Annotated in this window: 12 protein-coding genes and 4 pseudogenes; 8 read left to right on the forward strand and 8 right to left on the reverse strand. The window is 55.3% G+C overall.

Annotation, left to right across the window (positions count from 1 at the left end; all coding sequences use genetic code 11):
* Positions 1–363: pseudogene (locus B142_RS0104425) on the reverse strand (transposase); the annotation flags it as partial.
* Here B142_RS0104425 and B142_RS11900 point away from each other — a divergent pair.
* Positions 356–1,282: pseudogene (locus B142_RS11900) on the forward strand (DNA methyltransferase); the annotation flags it as partial. The pseudogenes B142_RS0104425 and B142_RS11900 overlap by 8 nt on opposite strands.
* On the opposite strand, the pseudogene B142_RS13960 reads toward B142_RS11900, so the two are convergent.
* A pseudogene (locus B142_RS13960) lies at positions 1,251–1,641 on the reverse strand (transposase); the annotation flags it as partial. The pseudogenes B142_RS11900 and B142_RS13960 sit on opposite strands and share 32 nt — an antisense overlap.
* 157 nt (positions 1,642–1,798) lie before the next feature.
* On the opposite strand from B142_RS13960, the gene B142_RS0104435 reads away from it, so the two are divergent.
* From B142_RS0104435 to B142_RS0104450, 4 genes are all read left to right on the forward strand, one after another.
* On the forward strand, positions 1,799–2,080 hold the full coding sequence (locus tag B142_RS0104435; protein WP_026167838.1) for a transposase: 282 nt from the start codon (positions 1,799–1,801) through the stop codon (positions 2,078–2,080).
* Positions 2,081–2,103: 23 nt separating this feature from the next.
* Positions 2,104–2,952, forward strand: coding sequence for an IS3 family transposase (locus tag B142_RS0104440; protein ID WP_161797452.1), 849 nt, complete (start codon positions 2,104–2,106; stop codon positions 2,950–2,952).
* A 108-nt stretch (positions 2,953–3,060) separates the two neighbouring features.
* Complete coding sequence (locus B142_RS13480) at positions 3,061–3,288, forward strand: hypothetical protein (protein ID WP_144737827.1); 228 nt, start codon at positions 3,061–3,063, stop codon at positions 3,286–3,288.
* 150 nt (positions 3,289–3,438) lie between these two features.
* Positions 3,439–4,059, forward strand: coding sequence for a hypothetical protein (locus tag B142_RS0104450; RefSeq protein WP_018120347.1), 621 nt, complete (start codon positions 3,439–3,441; stop codon positions 4,057–4,059).
* Positions 4,060–4,554: 495 nt separating this feature from the next.
* Here the strand turns inward: B142_RS0104450 and B142_RS14255 are convergent.
* From B142_RS14255 to B142_RS13835, 4 genes and pseudogenes are all read right to left on the reverse strand, one after another.
* Positions 4,555–5,774, reverse strand: a pseudogene (locus B142_RS14255) (IS3 family transposase).
* A gap of 263 nt (positions 5,775–6,037) precedes the next feature.
* Positions 6,038–6,226, reverse strand: coding sequence for a hypothetical protein (locus B142_RS13485; protein ID WP_018120349.1), 189 nt, complete (start codon positions 6,224–6,226; stop codon positions 6,038–6,040).
* Between the two features lie 173 nt (positions 6,227–6,399).
* The gene (locus B142_RS0104475; RefSeq protein WP_018120350.1) at positions 6,400–6,645 is read right to left on the reverse strand and encodes a hypothetical protein; all 246 of its coding nucleotides are present in this window, start codon (positions 6,643–6,645) and stop codon (positions 6,400–6,402) included.
* A 162-nt stretch (positions 6,646–6,807) separates the two neighbouring features.
* Complete coding sequence (locus tag B142_RS13835) at positions 6,808–7,155, reverse strand: ribbon-helix-helix protein, CopG family (RefSeq protein ID WP_018120351.1); 348 nt, start codon at positions 7,153–7,155, stop codon at positions 6,808–6,810.
* A gap of 762 nt (positions 7,156–7,917) precedes the next feature.
* On the opposite strand from B142_RS13835, the gene B142_RS0104490 reads away from it, so the two are divergent.
* The 3 genes from B142_RS0104490 to B142_RS0104505 all read left to right on the forward strand — a co-directional run bounded on the left by B142_RS0104490 (position 7,918) and on the right by B142_RS0104505 (position 11,193).
* Entirely contained in the window at positions 7,918–8,172 is a 255-nt protein-coding gene (locus B142_RS0104490) for a hypothetical protein (RefSeq protein ID WP_126844666.1), read from the forward strand.
* 279 nt (positions 8,173–8,451) lie between these two features.
* The gene (locus B142_RS0104500) at positions 8,452–10,281 is read left to right on the forward strand and encodes an AMP-dependent synthetase/ligase (protein ID WP_018120355.1); all 1,830 of its coding nucleotides are present in this window, start codon (positions 8,452–8,454) and stop codon (positions 10,279–10,281) included.
* Positions 10,282–10,509: 228 nt separating this feature from the next.
* Complete coding sequence (locus tag B142_RS0104505) at positions 10,510–11,193, forward strand: hypothetical protein (protein ID WP_018120356.1); 684 nt, start codon at positions 10,510–10,512, stop codon at positions 11,191–11,193.
* 42 nt (positions 11,194–11,235) lie between these two features.
* Here B142_RS0104505 and B142_RS0104510 read toward each other — a convergent pair whose 3' ends face one another.
* Positions 11,236–12,276: a CNNM domain-containing protein gene (locus B142_RS0104510; RefSeq protein ID WP_018120357.1), complete on the reverse strand. Its 1,041-nt coding sequence runs from the start codon at positions 12,274–12,276 to the stop codon at positions 11,236–11,238.
* Positions 12,277–12,279: 3 nt separating this feature from the next.
* Positions 12,280–13,704, reverse strand: coding sequence for a hemolysin family protein (locus tag B142_RS0104515; protein WP_018120358.1), 1,425 nt, complete (start codon positions 13,702–13,704; stop codon positions 12,280–12,282).
* Between the last annotated feature and the right edge of the window lie 36 nt (positions 13,705–13,740).

Here is a 13,740-nt window from a genome sequence, read left to right on the forward strand (position 1 = left end):
GTCTGCGGCGGTATAAACCTTCTTCAACGCTGCGGATACGCCTTTGCGATCCCCGTAGGCCACCCACCGGTTAGCAGCACGAATAAGGTGCACCACACAGGTTTGCACCATAGAGCCAGGCCAGGTTGCTTCTACTGCTTCAGGCAAACCTTTAAGCCCGTCACAGCAGACAATGAAGACGTCTTTAACCCCACGATTAGCCAGGTTAGAGCACACTTGTGCCCAAAACGACGCGCCTTCTTCTTTAGCTATCCACAAGCCCAGAATGTGTTTGATTCCGTCGACATCCACGCCGATGGCCATATAGGCAGACTTGTTGACTACACGTCCACCATCACGGACTTTGATACGCAACGCGTCGAGGCAAGGCGTCAAAAATCATGGGGACTTGTTCACCGCCATGGCAGGCGACGACGTGGACGAGGACGTGGCCGACGCCGCACCCACCAACCCGGAGGACGAAGACGAGGAAGTCCAGCGAACCTCCGTGTTCCTGACCCGCCTGCTGTTTCTCCTTTTCAGCGACGGTGCCGGCCTGTGGGAGCAGGACCTGTTCTACCGCTTCGTGCACGAGCACACGACCAGCGAAAACCTGGGCGGGCAACTCGACGCCCTGTTTGACGTGCTCAACACCTCCGAGACCAAGCGTAGGCAGGTCCCGGAGTCAATGGCGGCGTTCCCCTACGTCAACGGGGCCCTGTTCGACCGGGCAGGCGAGACACGTACCACCACGTTTTTCAGCCCCGCCATGCGCGAAGCCCTGTTGGAGGCGTGCCGGTTCCACTGGACGGATATTTCCCCGGCGATCTTCGGCAGTCTTTTCCAGCTGGTGAAGTCGAAGGAGGCCCGCCGCCTGGACGGGGAGCACTACACATCCGAGAAAAACATCCTCAAAACACTCAAACCGCTGTTTCTCGACGAGCTCCGCGAAGAAGCCGACCGCCTCATCAACTCCAAATCAACCAGCGTGAAAAAGCTCCGCGAATTCCGCGACAGCCTCGCCACACACGTATTCATGGACCCAGCCTGTGGCTCAGGAAACTTCCTCATCGTCGCCTACCGCGAACTACGCAAGATCGAAACCGACGTGATCGTCGCGATTCGTGAGCGCGAAGGCAACACCGCAATGTCACTGGACATCACCTGGGAACAGAAGCTTTCCATCGGCCAGTTCTACGGTATTGAGCTGAACTGGTGGCCAGCCCGCATCGCCGAGACCGCGATGTTCCTTGTGGACCACCAAGCCAACCGCGAACTCGCCGACAAGGTGGGCCGAGCCCCGGGGCCCCAAACTGATTTTTATACGCGTCGATATAGGAGATCATTTGGTCGTGGGGCGGACGGGTTCCGCTGCGAAAAAGCCGAAGCAGTTTTGAGAATCCCGTTTCCTCGTTTCAGTTCACGGTTCTCTCGGCGCAGACGCTTGCGCTCTTCTTCCATTGTTTCGCTAACCGGCGTGGTGCGGCCATCTCGTGTGGAGGCACTGTCGCGGTACCACGCCCGCAATGTAGCGCGTGATACGCCGAGGAGCTCGCCGACCTGTTCTCAGACGCGCTGTAGTGAGAAGGACTCCAAGCGGACCATTTCAATGATCTGATGGACCGCCTTCTCCTTAAACTCGACGGAATACTTTCTGAGCATAGTGCCTAATCCTTCCTTATCTGAGGTAGGAACTAAACCCAGGACGCTTCACTAGAATTCCCATCTAAACCCCTATGGTGTGGGCGGGGTTTTTCGGACCGGATGACTTAACATAGGAGACCATAACGACCGACCAGGTCAGAAAGATATGGAAACCATGAAAAAGTTCACCAAACACGCCCCAGAACAAATCGTGGCTAAATTAGAAAAAGCCACAAAACTTGCCAATGAAGGCAAAACCAACGCAGAGATCTGCCGCGACATCGGTGTTTCAGAAGCCACCTTGGCACGCTGGCGCCGTGACTACGGGCAGATCAACCGCAAAGAAGCCAAAGAACTCAAGCGTCTGCAGGATGAAAATGCACAGCTAAAAGCTCTTTTGGGTCAAGCAGAACTAGAAAAAGAAGCATTACGCGAGCTAGCTGAGAAAAAATTCTAAGCCCGCAACGCAAACACGAATCCGTGGACTATCTCACCGATAAAGGCTTTAGTACGCGGTTATCGTGTCGTGTTGTCGGGCTATCTAGATCAAGCTATCAGCGGGCGCGTAGGCAACGCGCAAAGCGTAGTGGTATCCCAAGCGCAGATCGCTACCATTTGCTGCGTGAGTGGATGAATGAGTTTGCTGATACCCATCGTCGGTGGGGTTATAGGCGTGGACTTGTTCATGCTCGCGGTGCTGGTTTCAGCGTTTCTCGGGATGTGTTTCGCAGGTTGTGGTGTGAGGAAAACTTACGGGTTTTTCCTCGTAAACAACGTAAGCAGGTGATCTCACATAATCCTGAACCCCGAAAAGGAGCAGCAGAAAAACCAGGAGAGATTTGGGCACTGGATTTCCAGTTTGATTCTGATTACACCGGCCGGGCGTTTAAGATCTGCAACGTCATCGATGAGTTTAGTCGCAAGCATGTGACTTTTAGCCTGGCTCGGTCTATTAGTGCTGCTGATGTGGTGGAAATGCTAGATGTTGCTGTGTTAGAGCATGGCTGTCCAAAGGTGTTGCGTATGGATAACGGCCCGGAGTTTATTGCGGGTAAGCTACGAGATTGGGTTGATGAGCAACAGTTAACCCAGGCGTTCATTCCCCCTGGTCAGCCGTGGCATAACGGGTTTGTGGAGTCGTTTCATAATCGTATGCGTGATGAGTTGTTGGCTGATAATGTCTTTGATGATCACACCCATGCTGCCCGGATGGTGGCGTGGTGGTCACAAAGGTATAATCAGTTGCATCCGCATTCGTCTTTGGGTTATTTAAGCCCGGATGCGTTTGTTGAGTGTTGGAAGAAAGAAAATCTCGAGGTTACCAGTTAAGGTCACTGGTCCGATATTCCAGCCCACTCCACCTACATGCGCCCATGAATGCTGATATCATATCCATTATCTCTCTTAACGCTCCCTTTACAAGGTAAGGAAAACATAGTGTCGATTATGAAACGTGTAGGCTTCGCGACTGCAGCGTGCGCCCTCTCTACTTCCCTGCTTCTGCCGGCGACGGCGTCGGCGGCTGCATCGTGGCACGGCCCTTTCAATACTGCAGCCGGATGCTGGGCAAATATGTCCATTCCTCGACTGGATGCAGGCGCCAACTACCCTGATATTCGTGGGTGTAAACGTCACGATGATGGCAAGTACTGGTACCGCTACTAGAGTCACGGTATTCCCTGCCCATTTCCACTGGGATGGTGACGGAAGGTCTGCAATGTCCTGTCAGCGGCGCAAGCAGAGATCATAATGCGCTCTGGTAGGTTTTGTTCTGCGCTCAGTTGTAAAACGCTTTGCGAGGGGGCAAGTGAGTAGATGATAGATATCAACGTGGCATTCTTGGGTTTTGCCGATTCCTTCAATCTGCTCCTGTGGCTGCTTATCGCATTGGGATACTCAAGTAAGGTAAAAAGACCCCGCATATCAGTAGTTATCTTTTCTGATTGGCTGGGAATTGTGGCCGCTACAGGGATTGTTTTTTGGGTCATTAAAGCTTCGTATTGGACCCCTCCTCATGCTGCTCATTCACCTGTATTGGGGATTCTGCTTATTTGCCTTGGGGCTATCGGGTTAGCAACTAGGAAACGCCACAAGGTGTTGCTTCAAAAGGCAAAGTATCTAGCTAAGAGACTCTATGCCTCTGTTCTTAACGCTAGTGCCATTGGGTTTTCGATCGGATTTATTCAATCGGTCACTTCAATCCCCTTTCTCGGAGGCATCTTCACACTGGCCAGAGAAGAGGACGTCAAGATGATGGCTCTTTCCATGCTCCTCTACTCGTTATTAGCCATCTCCACCAGCGTTGTTATTTTCTTTGCAGGATTTCTACTCGATACTTCAAGCAGAGATAGCGCAGCCCTTTCCGGAAAGGGAAGCACTTTAACGGCTGCGGTTTTGACGATCACTGGCATTTTATTGCTGCTTTTCGCCTGTTAATGTGAATGGGTATTGACCGAGCGAAGCGTCAGCTTCGAGTATCTGACAGTCAAACAATGGCGTCACCCCAGCACGTCCTGTCCCATCGACTCGACGGCTCCGTCTATGGCTTCACTTCTGGGCTGGCAGCGTTCTACTAAGTGTAGAAGGAGAAATGACTTCCCTCCCGGAAAGCATGCCTATAACGCTGTAATTGCACTGGCCAGGCGCCAGCTTGGGGCCGTTTTTCATTTCTTGACCTGGTTAATTGGTTTCTTTAGCTGTTTCGACTTTCCTTAATCACCAGCATCTTTGTTCTGTTTGAGGTGAGCGCTGGAGGCGGCTAACAGCACGCGCCTGATTTCGTCTGCGGTGAGATGGGGCCGTCCACCTCAGAAACTAGCTCTACAAAGATTGATGCTTCAAAATCTCCTTTACCTGGCTTAGATACTGAACAAGACACTGGAACCTGGGGTTACCCGCAAATCGTGGACACGTAGTGGAGCTACCTAATGGTTAGGCAGCTATTTCTTTTCTGCTGGTGGTTAGACCAATGTGGTTCTCGAAATCGACAGGGCTTACCATCCCGAGTGCTTCAGTGCCGGCGCCGACGGTTGTAGACCACTTCAATCCAGTAAGCAACGGCCTTGCGGGCGGAATCACGGGTTGCCCAGCGCTTCCGGTCGTAGAACTCGGTTTTAAGCGTCGACCAGAACGACTCAGCCATCGCGTTATCGAAACACACACCGGTACGACCCACAGACTGAGCAATGCCTAGGTTGCGGCATACCTCCCAGAGCTGCTCGCTGGTAAATTGCGTTCCCCGGTCGGCGTGAAACACCAGCCCGTCAGCAACGTCACCGCGGAAGCGTATGCGCCATCCGCAGTGCTCGTTCGACCAGGCATGTATCTTGCACGCTATCCATAGCCCAGCCCAGCACCCTGCGGGAATGACCATCGCGGACCGCGCACAAATACAACCAGCCCTCACCGGTGCGCAGATAAGTAATATCTGACATCCACACCCGGTTAAGCTCACCAGTATCAAACATGCGCTTTACCAGGTCAGGAAGCGTGGACTTACGCTTAGATTGAATCGTTGTCGCCGGCACAAAAGCACGCGGTGAAATCCCTTCAATGCCCATCAGACGCATCCGCTTAGCCACAGTCTTGCGATTGACACTGATCTGGTAGCGCTCACCTAGCTCTGCAGTGGTTCGCGGGGCACCATAGACCTCGTCGGAGTCTTTCCAGATCTGATGAATCTTGCGATCAACATCATCGTAAAATGCTGCACGATCATCCTTACCGGATAAGCGTTGCTGCTGCATATGGGCCCATTTGTAGTATCCAGACCGAGACACCTTCAAAAGGCGTGCCATGCGCTTGATACTGAAATTCGCCTTGCTCTGGCCGCATCAATTCGAATTTTTCTGATCGCGTTGCTTTGCGGCGAAGAAGGCTGTCGCTTTTGACAAAAACTCATTATCCATCTTGGCTTCTGCCAGCTCACGACGCAGACGAGCATTCTCCGCACGAAGATCCGCCTCGCTTCGCCCATCAGAGGATCCTCGGCGTTCACGCTCATTTTTCACCCACCGGCCTAAAAGGCCTGGTCCGACGCCAATCTCCTTAGCTACATGAGCAATTGGGCGTTCTGACTCGATTACTAGGTTCGCGGCTTCACGTCGATACTCAGGTGTGTATTTCTGGCGTTGTTGACTCACAATGAGCATCCTCTCTTACGGACACAAGATCCGCATTAATCGGGTGTCCACTAAACGAGGGTAACCTCAAACCCCCTTGGTCAGTGTGGAGTGGCCAAGCCACCCAGCAATCGTTGAAGTGGGGTATAGGTCTTTTGACCGCCAGTATGAAGTGCCCCGAGTTTTGTTCCGCTCAAAGCTCACGATGTGTTGGATAAAGAAGTCGACAAAGCATTTGGAGCGCCCCGCAAACTCACGAACGAGCGTCAGCGGCAGGGGTTGCTGTTCGCCAATTACGTGAGATCTCTTAACGGATAGGGCGCGGTTGTGGCAGCGTGTTCGTTCATGATTGTGGTGAAATCTTTAATCGCTGCGATCAGTTCTTGATGCTGCGGTGTCGCAGGAACCTTTCGTCCCGCACGTAAGTCGTGGGTCATTGTTCGCACCAGTTTTGCCGCGTCTGCGGCTTGTTCATCGGGCATGCGAAGTGCCAACTGCTCCCGTGCTTGCGCAACCTCGTCGCGGTGGCGTTGCTCGCGTCGTTCACGGCTGGCTGCGGCTCGGCAAGCGTCAGAACAGAACCTTGCGCGTCGACCTCTGGGGTCGGAGCGCGGAGGAATGGGCTTTCCGCAGTGCTCGCATGGTCCTTGTGCGCTCACAGTCCGAGCAGCTTTCGCGCGGCGGTTTCGTCGCGCTCGGTCTCCTCAGCTTGAGTCGTTAGGGTGTCGGCGATTGCTCGCTGTTCTGCTGCGTCCAGCGCGTCGAAGTCGTTGGCAAGCGCGGTGAGGATTGCGGCGAGTGCGCGCTCGCTGCCTCCCAGTGTTGCATCGTTTGCGTCCCATTCGAGTGCGCGAGACAGGCGAGGGTGGTCGGAAAACATTGCACGAATCGTTTGTTTCATGTGCCCAATTATAGCGAACGTTCGATTTAATTGTTGGAGTATTTCACATCAAACTGAACACGGTTCCGCGTCGACAGGACGCACCCCAAGTAGCCACGCTATGAGCAATCCCAGAACGACCGGCAGGGTTCGGCTACCTCACAGAGGTGCTGACGCGAACGCCTACGGCGTTCTTGTCCCCGAAGAATCACTACCGGGCTTCTCCTCGTGGTAGCGGTCGGCATTGATCGCGTCTTCCATCAGGCCGAGCGTGATTTCCTCGAAGGCGTCTTTGATCGCGAGCGATTCAAAGTCTTTCGAGACTTGCTCCCAGTGCATGCGCTCCAGGGTCGGAATCATTGCCCATAGCGCCATACGTAGATATGTCCCGCGACTGCGCCCAGTGCGCTCGGCGAGCGCGTCGAGTCGCTCAACAAGTTCATGCTCTAAGCGCACAGTGACAACCGGACCGCGCCCGATCACACCGTGCTGCTTTCTCGTTGCCATGATCATCGCCTCCTTCTTTTTCACTCCAACGTTGCTTCCTTCCTCTACATGTAAACATTGTTTACATGTAGAGGATTGGGTAAAAGCGAAGACCCCTTTTTCGGAGCGCTCGCCCGTATTGGGGGGGGGGGGGGTGATGTGGCCGGGGAACGCATCAACGGGCCAAGGAGTCTTCTGACGTTTCAAGGGATGCTAGCCTCCCCCAAATCGCTGCCGCATAGTCTAGCCAGTCTGGCGACGCTCGCGGTGAAAATCGCCCAATTTTCCCTTTCCCTTCCCCTCCCCAAGGCGAGCGCAGCTAGCGCTTGCTTTGTTTTTGAAGCCTGGGGGCTTTATTTGTTGTCAAAGTTTCTTGTGCAGTTGTCTCATCAATATTTTGCTCAACTGTGTGAAAAACTCTTGCATTTCTTCAACTTCTTATTCTGAATAGCCGCCTACTCCGTCGACCGAAAGCGGGGGAAGATCACTGGCAAGGGTGACGGTCGCTGGGGCTTGGCTAGCTGGGACTGAAGGATCCGCATAAGCGATGTTTGTCGTTGTTGCAGACCCTATAAGCGCTACGAGCGCCGCGAACGTTGTGAAAAGATGCTGTTTTAACATGTGATCCCTCATGCCTTTTTGTTATCTGTATCTCAGTTTATTCAAGTATGCCAGATGAAACATATTTGGTGTGGAAACTTACAGATTTATGCCAGCTTTTTTGGTGAAGCCGTAATGCTGGCGAGGGTCTAATTGGAGGCATCGCGCCCTTCCACCCTGTGGGGTCCTGTGTCTAGAATGAACGCAATGGACGATGCACTGATAACCAGCACATCGATAGCTGGGGGAACGCTAACGGGAGTAACGCAGATGCTGGTATCGCTATCGCCGTGGTTGCAGATGCCGATTGTCGTGGTGGTCGCAGGAATTGTGGCGGCGGTATTGGCGACGGTAATCGTGCGCGGCTTGAACTTTGTGCTAACTGCCTGGTTGTCATTGCGGGACAACGCACGTGACAAGCCGGAAGCGAAGGCACAGGATAGCCAGTCGACAACTCAATGACGGAATGAGCGGTAAAAAGGCTAGGCTAGTGGCATGGCGAAGCAGAAGAAGTACCCGCGTTCCCGTGTGCGTTTTGCACTTATTACCTTGCTGGTACTGATTGTCCTGGTGTATTTGTTCAGTCGTATTTAAGTCGCTGTTAGTTCACCGCTCCAGCGTGAACGCCCGGTATGCGGGCGTCGTCCCGCACTAGCACGTCCGACTTCGGGGAAACGCGGGGTGGGGGAGTACAGTTGCCCTGAGAGTAAGTGGAACGGCGCGTAACCACCTAGGAGAACTGTGCGAGAAGCCTTCAGCCCCGCAAAATACACCATTGAACCTGGCCAGACACTATTGACCCTGACCATCGATGCGGTGAAAGCCCAGCCAAAGGCAGAGATGTTCACCCGCCCGAAAAACCACACCTGGGTCCCGGTGTCCCGCCAGGAGTTTCTGGACGAGGTTTATGCGGTGGCCAAGGGGCTGCTCGACGCTGGTGTGGAGCATGGTGATCGCGTTGCGCTGATGGCCAATACGCGCTACGAGTGGATGCTTCTCAACTACGCCATTTGGGCCGCCGGTGCCGTTGTCGTTCCGGTTTATCCGTCGTCGTCGCTGTCGCAGGTCCAGTGGATCATCGAGAACTCCGGCGCCGTGCTTGGCTTTGGTGAAACCCAAGAACACAGTGAGATCCTGCGTATGTTGCAGCTTGCCGACGACGGCGAGCCGCGTGTGAAAGACTCCACGTCGCAGATGCGTGCGTTCTATGAAATTAACGACGGCGCGGTAGCAGCGCTGCAAGCAGCAGGAAAAAATATTGATGACGACGCCGTCGATAAGCGCATTGCTGCGACCACGTCGGATGATTTGGCTTCACTGGTCTACACCTCGGGCACCACGGGGCGGCCGAAAGGTTGTATGCTGACGCATCGCAATTGGACTGCCCAGGTCCTAGGGTTGCTCACCAACCCAATCGGGGGCATTGCGCATGCTGGCAACCACGTGTTGACCTTTTTGCCGCTGGCGCACGTGCTGGCATTTTCGGTCTCTGCAGCAGCGATGATCAGTGGGACGACACAGAATTTTTGGGCGGATTTCGCGACCTTGCCAACGGAATTCCAGCGCTCCAAACCAAACTTGATTCTGGGCGTCCCGCGCGTTTTTGAAAAAGTCCGCAATGGTGCGCGTGCGAAAGCACATGATTCCGGAACTGTTCAGGGGAAGTTATTCGATCGGGCCGAGGCGACCGCGATCGCTTATTCCCGTGCCCTAGATACAGAAGATGGCCCGTCGTTGGCGCTGCGCGGCGCACACAAAGTCATGGATAAATTGGTGCTATCCAAAATCCGAGCGGGTATGGGTGGAGAAGTTGACTACTGCATTTCCGGCGGGTCTGCGATGAGCCCGGAAGTGATGCATTTCTTCCGGGGAATCGGTGTGCCCATTTATGAAGGCTACGGCTTGACAGAAACTGCCGCCGCCGCGACCGTTGATTTTGAAAACCAGAAAATTGGCACCGTAGGCCCGCCGCTGGGCGGAACCCGTGTGCGCATTGCCCCGGATGGTGAGCTGCAGTTAGCCGGAGATTTGGTATTCGACGGTTACTGGCGCAACGCAGAAGCTACCGACGAAGCATTCGATGGTCAGTGGTATTGCACGGGAGATCTGGGCGAGATTCTGCCTTCCGGTCACGTCAAAATTGTCGGGCGGAAAAAGGATCTGATCGTCACCGCGGGCGGCAAAAACGTCGCCCCGGGTGGGCTCGAAGATGGCCTGTGCTCGCACCCGTTGATCTCCCAGGCGCTCGTGGTTGGTGACGGCAAACCATTCGTTGCTGTCTTGGTGACATTGGACGAGCAAGCACTGGGCCGCTGGAAGTCGCAGCACAATATTCCTGCCGCCCGCAGCGTCGACGAATTAGCACACGATGCAACGCTGCGTGCAGAAATCCAGGACGCCATCAACGCGGTGAATTCCACGGTCTCGCACGCAGAAGCAATCAAGAAGTTCTACATCCTCGATAAAGACTTCACGGAGGAATCCGGCGAACTCACCCCGACGATGAAGGTGAAGCGCAACGTGGTTGTCCAGCGTTATTCGGAGGTGTTGGAGAAGCTGTACTCGCGCTAGAATCCGCAGCCTGTGGGCCAGCTCTGTCTTATGCTCCGAGCCTGCCACCAGGAACCGTCGGCAAGCTTATAAACTGCTGAGTTTTTTCCGGCGAGTCGAACCATTTTTGGGCCGCTACTGCAATAGGCTACAGCGCAGAGAAACTCTCAACTAGTACTTCAGGTTTCGTGGGCTAGGTTGAGGATGAGGGTATTCGGTCGCGACGGTCTAGAAGGAGGCAGCCCCCTAATGCGCAAAATCGCTGCTGAACTGCGCCATCGTGAGCTCACCCAAGAGGTGTACAACATTGGCGACGAGGTGGCCGAATACATCGAGCACGTGATCGAAGCGATCGAAGATTACGACGCGGAACTCGTCGAGGATTGCCTGGCGGAGTTGGCGGAGATCGTGGAAGATGCGCGCCGAGATTCCCGCGATGTCGTCGGCGAGCTGATTGGCCTGCGCCAGGCACTCGTTTCCGGGGTGGCTTCAGGTAGCATTTCTGCGGCTGCCGACGGTACCAAGCGGATAACCGAGCCCGAAGCCGTGACAGCGGAGTCGCTGCAGGCATTTTTCCCGCTGTCTGGCCCGCCGGTAGTGGTCAACGAGCTAGTTCATACGCTGCACGAACGCACGACACACACCGTGGACTTTCTGCGCGAGTTGGTGGAATACGTACTCGAACAGACAGAGGCCGTGGCCCGCGATTTGGATGCGGTCTCCCTGCCGCACCTATACAACAAAGTTGGGAGGATGGCTGCGACGGCGGCGCATGCGTGGGAAACCACTGCGGTTTCTGCGCACCCTGCTTTTGCCCGCAGCATGCGTGGGCGCAAACCGCCGGAATTTTTGGAAGAACGCGCACGCATTGACCGGATCGTCGCCAAGGTTGCTGCAAAGCGCGCTCGGTTGCGCGCTGCGAGCGTGGGCTAGCGACAGTAGCGCAGTAGCAGCGGGCAGGACGAGGCTTTCTTTCTAAGCTTCCCGCTCCAGCTGCTTCGTGATTTCCGGCCATAGCTGGCCCATGATGTCGTCCCAGTTCAAAATCCACAGTGATTCGCTGTTGTCTCCGCGACCAACGACGACGATTTGTTCGCCGAGTGCGCGCATGTGCTCGATGGCGTGCTGCACTTTCGTGGAACCAGCTAGCGACAAGGCTGGGCGGGCGACAGCGGCGGCTGGACTATCTGGCTCCTGTAGCAACGTATCCCGTACGTGCACTACCCGCGGTACGGCGGATTCTGCATCGGAGATCACCACACGCAAACGGTTCATCGACCGGCTCGCCTCTTGCACATCACGTACCGTGGCGTCATGTGGCAGGGGAGTAATCTCCACGCCATGCGCCCGGGCCAAGGCAGAGACTGTGGAGTTTTCCAACTCAATCACACCACTGATCTGCTGTGCAGACTTCTGATCCATCGCACCCGTCTGCCCAGAATGCTGCACCAACGTGCGCAAAGTATCGGTGTCATAACCCTGCGCACCGGCGCGATCGACCGGCTGCACGCCAGTAGCCGCAACCAACTTATTGGCAATGACGTTGATCCACTTCAACAACGGGCGGAAGATCCAGATGAACCCGCGGGCTGGTAATGCAATGATCCGCACGGCAAGCTCTGGGTGCGCAATCGCCCACGACTTCGGCGCCATTTCACCAACCACCAGGTGCACAAACGTCACCAGCAGCAATGCCACCACAAACGCGATCGTGTCTGCTAAACCACCAGAAATCCCGACGGCGGCAAACACGGGCATCAGCATATGATGGATCCAGGGCTTGGTGATCGCACCCAGCGCAAACGTCGCCGCAGTAATCCCAAGCTGTGCGCCAGCCAACATGATGGTCAACTCATTCAAGCTCCGCAATGCCGCGCGCGAGGCCGCAGAAGACTCCGCGGTTTCTTCCAGGCGGTGTCGGCGGGCACCCATCAAAGAAAACTCAATGATGACGAAAAACCCGGACAATATGACGATCGCCAGGCTCAACGGGCCAGCGATATACCATTCCTGCATTCCCTAGCCCCTTTCTGCCGTTTCCTCTTCAGCGCGGGCGCTGCGGCCGCCTTCGCTCCCTGCGCCCTCGAATTCCTCAACCAATTCCAGGGACAAACTCGATGGCACGTGCCGTTCTACCTCGTCCACCGTGATAATCAACTGGCGGTTTGGCGCGGCATCCGCATCCACCCAGTCCTCTGGTTCTGCATCCAATTCGATGGTGTGGGTTTCGCCTTCTTCCACGAGTGAGCCCACCTGGGCAATCAACAATCCAGCGACGGTTTCGTAGTCGCCTTCCGGCAGGTCGTGCCCGATGGCGCGCTCGACCTCATCCAGCGGGGTATCGCCATCGACTGTCCAGTGGTCCTCGGCGGTTTCGGTGATCTCTTCGGATTCTTCCAGGTCAACGTCATGCTCGTCGGTGACGTCGCCAAGAATCTCTTCGGCCAGATCCTCCAAGGTGACGATGCCGACGAAACCGCCGTATTCATCAATCACGCAGGCCATTTTCTCGTCGTTTTCTTGCAGCTCGACGACGACGTCGGGAAGCGGCATCAGCTCCGGAACCACCAACGATTCGCGCATAAGCTCGGTAGCCAACGTGCTGTCAGGCTTGTCAGTCAGCAAAATATCCGTGAGGTGCACCACGCCGATTGGGGTGTGTTCGTCGTCGATAATGGGGTAGCGGGTGTGCGCAATGGCCATGAGTTCGCGCAGCTCACCGAGGGTGGTATCAGGATCAATCACGTCGACGCGTGAGCGGGGGATCATGGCGTGTTCGACGTCGTGGTCGGGAAAGTCCAACAGGCGGTCGAGCACCATGAAAGTCTCGTCGTCAATGTCGCCGGTCTCGTGGGAGCTTTCCACGATGGACTCGAATTCTTTGGTGGTCGCGGAATTATCGATATCGGCAACCGGCTCGATGCGTAAAACGCGAAGTAAAGCGTTGGAGGAAAAATCGAAAAATTTGATCAGGGGGCCGAAAATTCGCAGGTACCAGGCCGTGGACCGCGACAAAAACAGCGCGGATTCCATCGGGGCGGCGATGGTGTAGTTCTTCGGGAATAGTTCACCGAAGATCATCTGCACAACCGTGGATACCGCCAGGGCAGATACGGTACCGATCGCGACGGCCGCAGTCACAGAAAGCCCGGTTGCACTCAGCAAGGTGCCCAGTGACTCGCCCACCAGCGGCTCTGCGACGTAACCCACCAGCAGGCCAGTGACGGTAATGCCCAATTGCGCGCCGGAGAGCATGAATGAGGTGCGGTTGGTGATTGCCAAAGCGCGTTTGCTGGCGTCGTCGCCACGCGCGGCATTGGTGTGCAACTGCGCACGGTCGACGGACATGAAGGAAAATTCCTGGGCCACGAAGTAGCCGTTGGCCACGATGATCAGAAAAATCACCGCGAGCCCGAGAATGAGGAACAAAACCGCACTTAACATGGTTGCACCGCCTCGGTGCTCATGGATTGTTCGTGC

Origin of the sequence: Corynebacterium propinquum DSM 44285, from assembly GCF_000375525.1 — a bacterium.
GTDB lineage: Bacteria > Actinomycetota > Actinomycetes > Mycobacteriales > Mycobacteriaceae > Corynebacterium > Corynebacterium propinquum.

What these genes read in the sequence shown, in the direction of transcription:
- B142_RS0104435 (WP_026167838.1), top strand. Translation starts at nt 1,799, where the DNA reads ATGAAAAAGTTCACCAAACACGCCCCAGAACAAATCGTGGCTAAATTA.
- B142_RS13485 (WP_018120349.1), bottom strand. Translation starts at nt 6,226, where the DNA reads ATGCCCGATGAACAAGCCGCAGACGCGGCAAAACTGGTGCGAACAATG.
- B142_RS0104510 (WP_018120357.1), bottom strand. Translation starts at nt 12,276, where the DNA reads ATGCAGGAATGGTATATCGCTGGCCCGTTGAGCCTGGCGATCGTCATA.
- B142_RS0104505 (WP_018120356.1), top strand. Translation starts at nt 10,510, where the DNA reads ATGCGCAAAATCGCTGCTGAACTGCGCCATCGTGAGCTCACCCAAGAG.
- B142_RS0104490 (WP_126844666.1), top strand. Translation starts at nt 7,918, where the DNA reads ATGGACGATGCACTGATAACCAGCACATCGATAGCTGGGGGAACGCTA.
- B142_RS0104515 (WP_018120358.1), bottom strand. Translation starts at nt 13,704, where the DNA reads ATGTTAAGTGCGGTTTTGTTCCTCATTCTCGGGCTCGCGGTGATTTTT.
- B142_RS0104475 (WP_018120350.1), bottom strand. Translation starts at nt 6,645, where the DNA reads ATGAAACAAACGATTCGTGCAATGTTTTCCGACCACCCTCGCCTGTCT.
- B142_RS0104450 (WP_018120347.1), top strand. Translation starts at nt 3,439, where the DNA reads ATGATAGATATCAACGTGGCATTCTTGGGTTTTGCCGATTCCTTCAAT.